Origin of the sequence: Flavobacterium alvei (assembly GCF_002920895.1) — a bacterium.
Taxonomy (GTDB): Bacteria; Bacteroidota; Bacteroidia; order Flavobacteriales; family Flavobacteriaceae; genus Flavobacterium; species Flavobacterium alvei.
In genome coordinates, this window is record NZ_PQVG01000007.1 from 13,452 (window position 1) to 26,537 (window position 13,086).

General features: G+C 34.2%; 16 protein-coding genes. 7 read left to right on the plus strand and 9 right to left on the minus strand.

Annotation, left to right across the window (positions count from 1 at the left end; translation table 11 throughout):
* Window positions 1–16 precede the first annotated feature (16 nt).
* A complete protein-coding gene (locus tag C3L50_RS12385) occupies window positions 17–502 on the minus strand; it encodes a GNAT family N-acetyltransferase (RefSeq protein ID WP_103806500.1) in 486 nt (161 codons plus the stop codon).
* A 117-nt stretch (window positions 503–619) separates the two neighbouring features.
* Here C3L50_RS12385 and ribD point away from each other — a divergent pair, with 117 nt between their 5' ends.
* The 3 genes from ribD (at window position 620) to C3L50_RS12400 (ending at window position 3,100) form a co-directional block, all read left to right on the plus strand.
* The gene (ribD, locus tag C3L50_RS12390; RefSeq protein WP_103806501.1) at window positions 620–1,663 is read left to right on the plus strand and encodes a bifunctional diaminohydroxyphosphoribosylaminopyrimidine deaminase/5-amino-6-(5-phosphoribosylamino)uracil reductase RibD; all 1,044 of its coding nucleotides are present in this window, start codon (window positions 620–622) and stop codon (window positions 1,661–1,663) included.
* On the plus strand, window positions 1,656–2,264 hold the full coding sequence (locus C3L50_RS12395; RefSeq protein ID WP_103806502.1) for an HAD family hydrolase: 609 nt from the start codon (window positions 1,656–1,658) through the stop codon (window positions 2,262–2,264). The genes ribD and C3L50_RS12395 overlap by 8 nt, the downstream gene beginning before the upstream one ends.
* Window positions 2,265–2,497: 233 nt before the next feature.
* Complete coding sequence (locus C3L50_RS12400; protein WP_103806503.1) at window positions 2,498–3,100, plus strand: IMPACT family protein; 603 nt, start codon at window positions 2,498–2,500, stop codon at window positions 3,098–3,100.
* A gap of 53 nt (window positions 3,101–3,153) precedes the next feature.
* On the opposite strand, the gene C3L50_RS12405 is transcribed toward C3L50_RS12400, so the two are convergent.
* Entirely contained in the window at window positions 3,154–3,555 is a 402-nt protein-coding gene (locus C3L50_RS12405) for an acyl-CoA thioesterase (RefSeq protein WP_103806504.1), read from the minus strand.
* A gap of 185 nt (window positions 3,556–3,740) precedes the next feature.
* Here C3L50_RS12405 and dnaA point away from each other — a divergent pair, with 185 nt between their 5' ends.
* Genes dnaA through C3L50_RS12420 form a run of 3 tightly spaced genes read left to right on the plus strand, consistent with a single transcriptional unit; the run spans window position 3,741 to window position 6,404 of the window.
* Window positions 3,741–5,168, plus strand: coding sequence for a chromosomal replication initiator protein DnaA (gene dnaA, locus C3L50_RS12410; RefSeq protein WP_103806505.1), 1,428 nt, complete (start codon window positions 3,741–3,743; stop codon window positions 5,166–5,168).
* Window positions 5,169–5,175: 7 nt separating this feature from the next.
* On the plus strand, window positions 5,176–5,643 hold the full coding sequence (locus tag C3L50_RS12415) for a low molecular weight protein-tyrosine-phosphatase (RefSeq protein ID WP_103806506.1): 468 nt from the start codon (window positions 5,176–5,178) through the stop codon (window positions 5,641–5,643).
* A gap of 35 nt (window positions 5,644–5,678) precedes the next feature.
* Entirely contained in the window at window positions 5,679–6,404 is a 726-nt protein-coding gene (locus C3L50_RS12420) for an SAM-dependent methyltransferase (protein ID WP_103806507.1), read from the plus strand.
* A 63-nt stretch (window positions 6,405–6,467) separates the two neighbouring features.
* Here the strand turns inward: C3L50_RS12420 and C3L50_RS12425 are convergent, their stop codons facing one another.
* The 6 genes from C3L50_RS12425 to dapF form a co-directional block, all read right to left on the minus strand.
* The gene (locus tag C3L50_RS12425; protein WP_103806508.1) at window positions 6,468–7,106 is read right to left on the minus strand and encodes a peptidoglycan-binding protein LysM; all 639 of its coding nucleotides are present in this window, start codon (window positions 7,104–7,106) and stop codon (window positions 6,468–6,470) included.
* Between the two features lie 100 nt (window positions 7,107–7,206).
* Window positions 7,207–8,022: a DUF2279 domain-containing protein gene (locus C3L50_RS12430; protein WP_103806509.1), complete on the minus strand. Its 816-nt coding sequence runs from the start codon at window positions 8,020–8,022 to the stop codon at window positions 7,207–7,209.
* Window positions 8,023–8,125: 103 nt separating this feature from the next.
* Window positions 8,126–9,166, minus strand: coding sequence for an endolytic transglycosylase MltG (gene mltG / locus C3L50_RS12435; protein WP_103806510.1), 1,041 nt, complete (start codon window positions 9,164–9,166; stop codon window positions 8,126–8,128).
* Window positions 9,167–9,178: 12 nt separating this feature from the next.
* Entirely contained in the window at window positions 9,179–9,712 is a 534-nt protein-coding gene (locus C3L50_RS12440; RefSeq protein WP_103806511.1) for a GNAT family N-acetyltransferase, read from the minus strand.
* An 81-nt stretch (window positions 9,713–9,793) separates the two neighbouring features.
* Window positions 9,794–10,201, minus strand: a complete 408-nt coding sequence (locus C3L50_RS12445; protein ID WP_103806512.1) for a hypothetical protein — start codon at window positions 10,199–10,201, stop codon at window positions 9,794–9,796.
* Between the two features lie 32 nt (window positions 10,202–10,233).
* Complete coding sequence (gene dapF, locus C3L50_RS12450) at window positions 10,234–11,016, minus strand: diaminopimelate epimerase (protein ID WP_103806513.1); 783 nt, start codon at window positions 11,014–11,016, stop codon at window positions 10,234–10,236.
* A 136-nt stretch (window positions 11,017–11,152) separates the two neighbouring features.
* Here dapF and C3L50_RS12455 point away from each other — a divergent pair, with 136 nt between their 5' ends.
* The gene (locus C3L50_RS12455) at window positions 11,153–12,550 is read left to right on the plus strand and encodes a trypsin-like peptidase domain-containing protein (protein ID WP_103806514.1); all 1,398 of its coding nucleotides are present in this window, start codon (window positions 11,153–11,155) and stop codon (window positions 12,548–12,550) included.
* Between the two features lie 74 nt (window positions 12,551–12,624).
* Here C3L50_RS12455 and C3L50_RS12460 read toward each other — a convergent pair whose 3' ends face one another.
* Window positions 12,625–13,083, minus strand: coding sequence for an Lrp/AsnC family transcriptional regulator (locus C3L50_RS12460; RefSeq protein WP_103806515.1), 459 nt, complete (start codon window positions 13,081–13,083; stop codon window positions 12,625–12,627).
* Between the last annotated feature and the right edge of the window lie 3 nt (window positions 13,084–13,086).

A 13,086-nucleotide genomic window follows, 5' to 3' on the forward strand; every position in this document is an offset into this window, starting at 1 on the left:
ATTCATAACTCATAATTCATAATTCCTTTAACATCCATACCGGACAAGAAGTGTGTCCTGTGCTTCCCATTGGCGAACAAATAAATTCAAAACCTACTTTTTTGTAGAGTTTTTGGGCATCGTGCATAAAAGGCATCGTTTCGAGATAACATTTCTTGAAACCAAAATCCTTGGCCGCTTGCAAGCAAATTTCCATCATTTGGCTACCAATTCCCAAACCACGAGTTTCAGGTAGAAAATACATTTTTTGCAATTCACAGATTGCCTCGGTTTCATTTTCGAGTGGTGCGACTCCAGCTCCACCCACAATTTTACCCTCACTTTCAACCACAAAATACGCAGATTTCGGCTTACTATATTCCTCAAACATCAAATCCAAATATGGGTCAGCATAAGCAGTTCCCACTTTCGGAATATTCAATTCGTCAAAAACCGCTCTTATTAACTGAGCAACCGACTGATTGTCTTTCTTTTCTATTTTTCGGATAATCCAATTCACCATTTTTAAAATTGCTGATTGATGACGCAAAAATAGCTATTGTTTATGGTAATTTTGTAAAGATTCAAAACTAATCCCGAAGTCTCGGGACTAAACTCAAAATTCACTATTTTTGAAACCGTGAAAATTCAAGAAAAATACATCCGTCGCTGCATAGAATTGGCCAAAAATGGTATGGGAACTACTTATCCTAATCCAATGGTAGGTAGCGTGATTGTATATAATGACAAAATCATTGGCGAAGGCTGGCACAAAAAATCGGGCGAACCACATGCCGAGGTGAATGCTATAAATTCGGTTAAAGATAAGTCATTACTCAAAAAATCGACCATTTATGTGAGTTTAGAACCTTGCAGTCATTTTGGAAAAACACCACCTTGTTGCGATTTGATTATTCAAAATGAGATTCCAAATGTAGTTGTCGGTACAGTTGACCCGAATATAAAAGTGGCAGGAACCGGAATTAAAAAATTAATCAAAACTGGCGCAAAAGTCACTGTTGGCATTCTTGAAGCCGAATGCTATGAATTGAATAAACGCTTTTTTACATTTCACGAAAAGAAAAGACCTTATGTGATTTTGAAATGGGCCGAAACTCAAGATGGATTTATCGCTCCTTTGACCAAAATAGAACAAAAACCCGTTTGGATCACCAATGAATTTTCACGCCAATGGGTTCATAAATGGCGAACTGAAGAACAGGCAATTCTTGTGGGAACCAACACCGTTATCGAAGACAATCCGAAATTGGACGCGAGAGATTGGACAGGAAATAACCCAATTAGAATTGTTTTGGATGCTAATAATCGAATCCTAAAAAACAGTCCTATTTTTGATAACCGAGTAAAAACCATCATTTTTTCGAATATCATAAAGCCAATTAATACAGAAAACATTATCTTTGAAGGAATCGATTTTAAGAAAAATATTGGAAAACAAATACTAAATGTATTGTATAAACACCAAATTCAATCCGTGATTATCGAAGGAGGCTCTCAAACTTTGCAAACATTTATTGACGAAAATCTTTGGGATGAAGCACGAATATTTATAGGAAATCAAAATTTTGAAACAGGAATTAAAGCACCCATTTTAGCTTTAAAAAACACCGAGAAACAAATCATCGAAAACGACATACTTCTAATATCTAGAAATTATGATTAACACAATTATTTTTGATTTTGGCGATATTTTTATCAATTTAGATAAAGAAGCCTCTATCAATGGACTGAAAAAACTGGGTTTGACAGCTTGGAATGAAGATTTGAGCCAACTAAATTTTCAATTTGAAAAAGGACAAATCTCAGAAGAGAATTTCCTACTTGGCATTCAAAAACACGTCCCAAACGCTTCTATCGATGAAATCCTAACAGCTTGGAATGCCATTCTACTAGATTTTCCGTTGCGTCGATTGGAATTCCTTCAAAAACTCACCACTAAATACCGCTTGTTTTTATTGAGCAATACCGACTCCATTCATATCGAAACTTTCGAGAGAGAACATGGCGCTTCGTTTTACAGCGATTTTTACCAATGTTTCGAAAAAGTATATTATTCGTTCGAAATGGGAATGCGCAAACCCGATGCCGAGATTTTTAATTATGTCTTAAAAAAACACGATTTAACTCCAGCTTGTACCTTATTTATTGATGACAAAAAAGAAAATACTGATGCAGCAACTGCCCTTGGAATTCAGGTATGGAATTTGCAAGTAGGTCAAGAAGATGTTATAAATTTGTTCTCTAAAAAAGAATTATCACTTTGACAAAATAAACCACTATAGACTCAAAGTCAATAGATTTGGTTTGGCTGACTAAAAGTCTGCAAGGCTAGAAAACTTTATTTCAACCACAAATTGCACAAATTTCCACAAATTAATCTGTGAAAATTTGTGCAATTTGTGGTAAAAAGCATTTTTAGAAGCTGAAAGCGAAATGCACTAAAATACATAGTTTTAACTATTTTTGAGACCTATAAATTTCAATCCCTAAATTTCATTTGGAAGATACTTACAAAACCATTGCATTTCCGTCATCGGAGATTCTTTTCAAAGAAAAAAGCAGTAAATTCTTTGGCTATGCCTTTCCCATTCAATTTGAAGAAGAAGTAAAACCCCTAATTGATGACTTGCGCAAACAACACCCTCATGCTGTACATTATTGTTATGCTTATAAAATTGGCGTAGAAAATGTAATTTACAGAGCCAACGATGATGGAGAACCTAGCAATACTGCAGGAATGCCTATTTATGGACAAATTCAGTCTTTTGGAGTAACCAATATTTTGGTTGTAATTGTCCGAATTTTTGGTGGTGTAAAATTAGGCGTTGGCGGATTAATTTCTGCCTATAGAACAGCAGCTCAAATGACCCTAGAATCTGCTAAAATAATCGAAAAAACAATCGATGTTCGTTTCCTAATTGCTTTCGATTATAAAAACATCAACAAAGTGATGCGTGTGGTGAAGGAAAAAAATGTAGAAATCGTTTCCCAAAAAATGGAAATGAGCTGCGAAATAGAAATTATAACCCGAAAAAAAAATGCCGAAATGATTTTCGACATTTTTAATTTGATGTTTGAAGTGGAAATTAAACAGCTATAAAAGCTTCAAAAAAAGTTGTTTTTTATCAAATTTGCAATAAAATAGTCCAATTTCTAAACTCTATTCAAAATGTCTATAATATTTTGTGGGGGACTAATTGGTTTTCCTGATTTCATATCAACAAATACCAAAATCGAGTTACCAGTTGTTAATAACTCCTCCTTTTCATTATAGAGTTCGTAGTCAAATTCAATCTTAACAGTTGTCCTATTTTTTAGTATAGTTTTTAAAGTTAAAAGTTCGTCATAACGAGCTGATTTTTTGTAATTCATAGTCAAAGAAACCACCGGAAGCATAATTCCGTTGTCCTCCATCCATTTATAAGAAATCCCTTTGTTTCTAAGCCATTCGACTCTTCCTATCTCAAAATATTGAGCATAATTCCCGTGATAAACCACACGCATTTGATCGGTTTCTGAATAACGAACACGAATTTGAGTTTGATGATATTCCATTAAATTACCTGTTAAAAAATTAAACCTAAAAAAAACCCATACAACAATATTTTGTAAAAATTACATCTAAAATATTTTTTTTTAGCTAAATTTATTCACATATTTGTTATCCCAAAAATAAAGATAAATTTAACCTTATTTTTTATTAGAAATCATTACCAAAACGAAATAATTTAACCAAATTTATGAATAAGACTGCACAATCAGTATGGGAAAACTGCCTATCTTTTATAAAAGACAATATCGCAGACCAAGCTTTTAAAACTTGGTTTGAACCTATTAAGTCAGTTGAGCTTACCGATAATGCATTATACATTCAAGTTCCAAGTAAATTCTTTTACGAATGGCTAGAAGAACATTATGTTAAATTATTAAAAGTGGCACTAACCAAAGAACTCGGTAAAAATGCAAAGTTACTCTATAAAATCAAAATGGAAAACACTTATGGCAATAAACAACCGTTTACTGAACAATTGCCTAGTGCAAATCGTGTGCCCATGAAACCACAAGATGTTGATGCCCCATACAAAAATCTAAATCCAGAATTAAAAAACCCTTTTGTAATTCCAGGTATTCGAAATTTAAAAATCGAATCACAACTGAATCCCAATTATAGTTTTGACAATTTTTTAGAAGGTGATTCTAATAGATTAGCTCGTTCAGCAGGTATGGCTGTGGCCAATAAACCGGGCGGAACATCCTTTAATCCATTATTGATTTTTGGTGGTGTTGGTTTAGGAAAAACCCATTTAGCACACGCAATTGGTGTTGAAATTAAAGATAAATACCCAGAAAAAACGGTCTTATATATTTCGGCCGAAATTTTCACTCAACAATATATTGATTCTGTAAAGAAAAATAATCGAAATGATTTTATTCATTTCTACCAATTAATAGATGTTTTAATCATTGACGATGTTCAATTCCTATCTGGAAAATCAGGAACTCAAGATGTGTTTTTCCATATTTTTAATTATTTGCACCAAAATGGCAAACAAGTTATCCTAACTTCGGATAAAGCGCCAGTAGATATGCAAGACATTGAACAACGACTGTTATCCCGTTTCAAATGGGGATTGTCGGCAGAATTGCATCAACCCGATTATGAAACCAGAATTTCAATCTTAAAAAACATACTTTATCGTGATGGCGTTGAAATTCCAGATGAAATCATAGAATATGTAGCTCGAAATATCAAATCGAATGTAAGAGAATTAGAAGGTGCTATAATTTCCTTAATAGCTCAATCGTCTTTCAACAAAAAAGAAGTAACTCTTGAACTAGCCAAAAATGTTGTCGAGAAATTCGTCAAGAATGTAAAAAGAGAAATTTCTATTGATTACATTCAAAAAATTGTTTCTGATTATTTTCAATTGGATTTAGAAACACTTCAATCTAAAACTAGAAAAAGACATATTGTTCAAGCCCGTCAATTAGCTATGTTTTTCGCTAAGAAATTTACCAAGGCATCATTAGCAAATATTGGTTCCCAAATAGGTGATCGCGATCATGCTACCGTTTTACACGCTTGTAAAACCGTTGACAATTTAGTGGCCACTGACAAACAATTCAAAAAATTTGTTGACGATATCAATAAAAAATTAACGCTATAAACGCTGTATGCCCATCAAAATTTTAATGGTTTGCTTAGGTAATATTTGCAGGTCTCCTTTGGCCGAAGGAATATTAGCTTCAAAACTTCCCAAAAAAGAATTCCATATAGATTCAGCTGGAACAGGTTCTTGGCACATTGGCCGACAGCCTGATGAGCGTTCTATTGCAGTAGCAAAAAAATACAGAATAGATATTTCAAATCAAAAAGGCCGACAATTCTCTAAAAAAGATTTTGATGCTTTTGACTATATTTATGTGATGGATAATTCCAACTATCAAGATGTAATTAGACTTGCCACCACCATAGAACAAAAAAACAAGGTACAACTCATCTTAAATGAATTGTTTCCCAATGAAAATGTTGATGTACCCGATCCATATTATGGCGTTGCCAATGGTTTTGAAGTAGTTTATAAAATGCTAGATGAATCTTGTGAAATTATCGCACAGAAACTCCTAGAAAAACACTCGTAACTATTTTTTTTCAGATTTTTCTAAAAACCAAATTTATGAAACCCAACCTTTTTTTAGGAAAACTATATTTAATTCCAACTACTTTAGGAGAAGAAGGCGACCCGAATGATGTTTTGCCACAAACCATAAAAAGAAGCATTGATTTCATAGATGATTATATAGTAGAAAACGAGAAAACAGCTCGAAGATTCATCAAAAGTATTCAACCTCAAAAAGTTCAAGCCTCACTTAGACTTAGTGCTCTAAACAAACACACCGAAATATCCGAACACGCCAAAATGCTACAGGCTTGTATGGAGGGAAAAAATGTGGGTTTAATGAGTGAAGCAGGTTGTCCAGGAGTTGCCGATCCAGGCGCTGTGATCGTAAAATTGGCTCACGAAAAAGGAATTCAAGTCATACCACTAGTTGGTCCATCCTCTATTTTATTGGCGATTATGGCTTCTGGAATGAACGGACAAAGTTTTGCTTTCAATGGTTATCTTCCTATTGATAAAGGAGAGAAAAAATCGGCTTTAAAGAGTCTGGAAAAATTATCTCAAGACAAAAATCAGTCCCAAATTTTTATTGAAACTCCATATCGAAACAACAAAATGCTAGAGGATATCATTCAAGCTTTGAATCCTTCGACTTATATTTGTGTTGCTACAGACATCACTATGCCAACTGAATTTATCAAAACAATGCGAGCATCTGAATGGAAAAAAACGCAGGTTGATTTACACAATCGCCCTACGATATTTATTATTCATAAAATGTAAAAATACTACTCGAAAAAAAAACCACGCTAAGGTGGTTTTATTATTTTTTACACAAAACTGAAATTACAATTTCACACTTGCTTTACTATCTGCAACGATTCCTGAAGTTTCATAACCTCCAAATTCTCTCATATAACTTCGTATCGAAGTTCCATAAGCATCTTTGAAATAACGCTTTCCATCGTACTTAAAAAACTTTTTAACTGAACCTACTCCACCAAGATGAGCAGCCGCCAAGATACCCGATTCCGTAACGAGAACCCCTGCGACAACTTGCCCCTCGTATTTTTGGATAATATCTTTCAATTCTGACTTGTTTTTGGCTATAAGTGCCACAAAGGCTTTTTCTTGAATTCTAGGATTATTCAAAAAATGATTGCTATCGTGAATTCCAATGGTTTTTAAGGTTTCCTTACCGAACTGGTATTTTCCCATATACCCTAAAGTATTCACTTTTTTATATTTTCCTTGAGATTCTTTGAAGGCAATCGCTTCTTTGTAACCGATAAAAAATTTTCCAGTATAAGGAACATTCAAATTCGAATAATCGGTTTGTTTTTGTGATGGAAATAAGTAGTGAGTTCCATCTGTTTCATTCGTTAGAAACCATTGATTGGAATCTATATCGGAAGGCTTAAAACCTGAGCTTAAAAAAGCAATAATTAAAGTCAAACTAGTATAAAAAGACCATTTGTTTATCATAAATTGTTTTTCTTCAAAACGCTGTCCCGTTATGAAATTTCTACGGTGCAAATATACAATAAAAAATATTTATGCTGATTATCAAGCAGTTAAAAAAAACCTAAAAATACAAGGCGTGAAATTTCAATCCTCGCTGAGGCGAGTATTCAAGGGCAGGCGCAGGGATTTTGACCGTATTTAAAACTGAAAAAACAGTCTTCAAAAAGTGTGATTTTGAGTTAATTTTTGTCAAATCTAAATCCAAACTTAGGTAAAATTGTCGGTAATTTTCTTGTTTTGTAGCTAAAATAAGATTGTTTTTAGTGTCGTTTTCACCCAACATTCCTTCGGCTCCATAACCCAAAGCAATATTAAACCACTTTGGAATTTTCGATTTTTTGGCAAAAGAGTATAAATTTACCGAAAACCAATAGGTTTGTCCGTTGTAATCTTTTAGGATTTGTTCTGAGAGTGAATTTCCTAATAAATCAGGTCTATAATTAGCATATTGAGTGGTATGAAAAGAGAATTTTGGAATGATGCGTTGTTCGTTCCAAACCAGTTCTTGCGAAACATACAACGCTGTTCCTGTAGCATTGGCAAAAACATCGCCTATCGAGGCTCCCCATTCAGCAGAATGACCATCCATAACCTCAACTGCCGTTAAGAATACAAAACCTAAACTAGCTCCATAAATCAATTGATTCTTTTTGCTTGCACCACTCCAATTCAGAACTTCTGCACCAAATCTTCCAATGTGATAAGACGAATACATATGTCCCAATTTATCCATTTGCAACCACTCGGAATTGTCATTTATAAAATGAAAATCGGATTGGGGATAATCGGCATACCAAAGTTGGTTCAAGCCAATCAAAGCGCCAGAAGCCAAAACGGCTTCGGTAATGAATACCGAATTTTGCCTTTTCTGGTTCAAAGAATCGGAAGGTTTTAGAAAAGATTATCGAATGAATTTTGCGCCAAAACACTTTGGAACACCAGAACAAACAAAAAACAAATCGTCTTTTTGTAAATCAAAATTACCTATTTACACCCTGACTATTAATCCAATCGGCATATTTTGCAGCATTTACATTATGCTCAGGCAAAGTAGCAGCAAATTCGTGATACCCAAAACGTTCTACACTAGCACAGAAATAAATAAAGTTGTGTTTCTCGGGATCCAAAACCGCATCAAGAGCAGTAACGTCTGGCATAGCGATGGGTCCTGGCGGAAGTCCAATTACTTTGTAAGTATTATAAGGTGAGGTTAAAAACAAATCATTATAAAAAACTCTTTTGATAACTTGATCAAAATCATTGTCTTTCTTTTTTATGGCATAAATCACAGTGGGATCAGCCTGAAGTGGCATACCAATTTTCAAACGGTTCAAATAAACACCTGCAATTCTAGGTCTTTCGTCTTTTTTGACAGATTCTTTATGCACAATTGAAGCTAAAATTGTTGCTTCAACAGGAGTTAGCCCTTGTGCGGATGCTTTTGCTATTCGCTCTTTATTCCAGAAGCTGTGGTATTCCTTGATCATTTTATCACGGAATTTAACAGCTGAAATATTCCAATACACCTCATATGTATTAGGAATAAACATAGCAAATACATTCTCTTCGGTAAAACCATTTTCTTTCAAAAAAAGAGAATCCTTGAAGGTATTCATCAACATCAAACTATCGGGCTCAATTTGCGAACTCACTCTTACTGCAAAATCCTCTAATCTTTCTTGATTATTGAAAGCCAATTTCACAGGAATATTGCTTCTCAGAGCTTTTACCAATTGGTAACTATTCATTCCTTTTGTGAATAAAAAGCGCCCTGATTTTACATTTTCGGGATAGCTTCTTTTATTGGCTACCATTTCAAAACGATCCATATTATCAACAAAAGGCTCTATTATTTTTTTGACTTCTTCATAAGTTGAACCTGTTGGCACAAATACATATACTTCAGTTTGAGAAAATTTGGTGTTTTTAGAAAAAATTTGATTAGCCAATATTCCGCCATAAATTAGTAATCCTGTTATTACTACTAGAGTTGCTATCGTTATGATTTTTTTTAAATTCAAAATTGAAATTTTTTAAAGTTGATGATTGATTAATTGAAAAATAGCCTCGTCTTTATAAACGCCATTGACCAAAGTCCAATCTTTTTTTGTGCCTATTTTTTGGAATCCAAATTTAGTAAAAAGAGCTATACTAGCTTCATTTTCGGTGCTAATATTTGCATAAAATTGATGTAGATTGAGATGATAAAATCCATATCGAATTAACAACTCCAAAGCTTCAGAACCAATATTTTGTCTTCGATTTTCTGTTCCTTGAATTACGATTCCTATTCCTGCTCTATTATTCTTTGGGTCAAAATCAAACAAATCGATTAGACCTAGTGCTGGAAAATCTTCATCCTGACAAATGGCCAATCGCAATTGCTTGGCTTCATAAATATCTTGATGGGCATTTTCGAGATATTGCTTTACCAAAAACCGACTGTAAGGCGTTTGCGTATTGCTGACTTCCCAAATACTTTGGTCGTTTTCCATGGCATACACAAACTCCAAATCATTGGGTTCGAGTGCTCGGAGGTAAATGTTTTCGCCTTTTAGTGTGATCATTTTTGATTTGGGTTTGAGGTGCCAAATTGGCTCCTCAATTTTTATTTGTTTCTTTAAATAAGCGAATCCTAATAGTTCCTTTTACAAATTAACATCATTGTAATAGATTAAAAACCATTTTCCATCTATTTCCTTAAATTTTCTTTCAACAAGGAAATCACTATTATCAATCCAAAATTTTTCTACTACAACTTCATCAGTTTTTCTTACCGAATGTTTATATTTAGGAAGTAAAGATTTCTCTGAAACTGGGATTTTCATTAACTCCCAATTTTTAGATGTCCAATTTTGTTTTTCAAAACCTTCAATTAATTTGCCTTCAATTGGAAAATTAATTCTTGAAAGTTGAAAAATTGAATCAGAATGAAATTTACGATTAAAATCTTCGAAATTTTCTGAATGATTTGAAGATATTGATTTAATAAATAAGCCAAGCAATATTGACACCACTATTACAAGTCCAAAAATTACTTGAAGCTTTTTACTCATTTTATTCCTTTTGTATTGAAGCTAATTCCTAATTAAATTTCAATTTGTCCTTTAAACACAAATTCCGCTGGACCAATTAAGAAAACATTGGTAAAAACATCTCCCATTTTATCAAAAGAAACAGCTAATTTTCCACCTTCAACGTTCAAATTAATGGAAGAAGCATTGGTTTGTCCCGTGGCATTCATTGCAATCGCAACCGCTGTAGCTCCAGTTCCACAAGCAAGAGTTTCGTCTTCTACTCCTCTTTCGTAGGTGCGAAGTGAAAAAGTATCTTCATTGATTTTTTTTACGAAATTGATGTTGCTTCCTTCTGCTCCGTACAAAGAACCGTAACGAAGAGCCGCTCCGTTTTCTTTTACATTATAATGTTCCAAATCGGCCACCATTTGCACGTGATGCGGCGAACCGGTATTCATAAAAGTATAATCTTTCTCTTTTTTGATATCGGCAACATCAATCATTTGCAAAGAAACAATTCCATCATTGGCAACACTGGCGTGATGCAAACCATCGGTAGCGATAAAAGTACAACTGTCTTTAATAACGCTCAAATCTTTGGCGAAAGCCACCAAACAACGGCCACCATTGCCACACATCGAACTTGGGTTTCCATCGGAATTGTAATAAACCATTCTAAAATCGGTGTTGGTGTCGTTTTCCAACAAAATCAATCCATCGGCGCCAATGCCAAAACGTCTGTCACACAAACGCGCCACGAGTTGAACATTATCCTTTGGAAAAAACCCTGAGCGATTGTCAATCATCACAAAATCGTTTCCTGTTCCTTGGTATTTATAGAATTCTAATTGCATTTTTTTTTGTTTGAGAAGTACAAAAGTACAAATATTAATGATACGTTAAAGATTGTTAACCGAGCGTTAAACTGTTTTTTTGAATTGACATAATTTATAATTTTACAACTATAATTCTTAAATAACTATAAAAACTATGAAACGATTTTCAAGCTTATTTTTAGTGCCATTGTTGAGCGGAGCCGTAACATTGGGTTCTTACAAATTGTTATTTGACGACAATGGATATTTTTCTAAAAACAATTCAATAGTCACCCAAGCGTCGAATTCGTATGAAAGAAATGTAGGTTTATCAGCCGAAGCTATTGACTTTACCGAAGCGGCAGACAAAACCATTCACACCGTAGTTCACGTAAAAAATGTCTCCAAAACAATTGTCACGAATCCTATGCTGGAATATTTCTATGGCTTTAGGGGCGGACAAGAGCAGGAACAGGTAGGAACGGGTTCGGGAGTAATTATTTCGGAAGATGGTTATATTGTAACCAACAATCACGTGATAAAAGATGCTTCTGAAATAGAAATCACCCTAAATAATAAGGAATCCTACACCGCAAAAGTCATTGGAACCGATTCGAAGATGGATATAGCCTTATTAAAAATTGATGCTAAGGAGAAATTACCTTACACCACTTTTGCTAATTCAGATTCAGTAAAAATTGGCGAATGGGTGTTGGCTGTTGGAAACCCTTATAACTTAACTTCTACCGTAACTGCTGGAATTATTTCGGCCAAAGCCAGAAACTTGGACACTAGTGGTATTCAATCGTTTATTCAAACTGACGCAGCTGTAAACCCAGGAAATAGCGGCGGCGCATTGGTCAACACTCGTGGCGAATTGATAGGCATTAACACAATGATATCCTCTCCAACGGGTTCCTATACAGGCTATTCTTTTGCCATTCCATCGAATAATGCTAAAAAAATAATTGATGATTTAATAGAGTTTGGCAACGTACAAAGAGGTGTTCTTGGTGTTGAAGGTGGCGAATTGAACGCAAAAGCCTCGAAAGAATTGGGTGTAAAAGAAACGCAAGGATTCTACATTAATAGAGTTCAGAAAAAATCGGGGGCAGAAAATGCTGGTTTGCAAAAAGGCGATATCATTATCAAATTAGACCAACAAAACATTTCGACATATGCAGATCTTGCGGGTTATATTAACACCAAAAGGCCGAATGACAAAGTGCAAGTTACCTTCATAAGAGAAGGAAAAAACAAAGTTGTGCCTGTAGTTTTGAGCAAAAACGAATTTTTTAGCGCCGAAATCAAAGGAATCGAATTGGAGAACATCGATGCCAATGACAAAAAGCGTTTTCATTTAGATGGAGGTGCAAAAATCAAATCGATTACCAATGAAAATCTAAAACAATACGAACAAGATTTAAAAGGAAACATTATCTTGAGTATTGATAATGTCAAAATCAAAGACATCGAATCGGCTTCGAAAATTCTAGGCAACAAAGCCGAAAATCAAAGCGTTCAAATGGAAATGATTAATAAACGAGGAGAGATTATTCGAATTATAATTTAAAATAATTCTAAAAATTAAATAAAAATACCGCAGATTCACAGATTAATAAAATCTAGAATCTGCGGTTCTCTTTTTTAAATCGGCAAAACCGTTGTACTCTTCACTTCCGAAATAATAAAAAAGCTATTAATCAGAGAAACCTCGGGCAAAACCGATAGTTTCTTTTGATGAAAATTGTGATAACTCTCCATATCGGGCAAGATGATTTTGAGCATATAATCAAAACTTCCTGAAATAAAATTGCATTCGACCACTTCGGGCATATTCATAATCGACTGATTGAATCCATCCGAAACATCGTAGGTTTGCTTGACTAAAGTCACTTGGCAATACACCATCAAATTATTACCCAATTTCTTCTTGTTCAAAATCGAAACATATTTTTCGATGATGCCTTCCTTTTCCAAACGCTTCACTCGATCGTGAACAGGTGTTAGCGAAAGATTTATTTTATTGGCAATGTCCTTTAAGGTCAAATGCGCATCTAATTGAAGCAGTCGCAGGATTTTTTTGTCGGTTTCGTCTAAAATCATAAC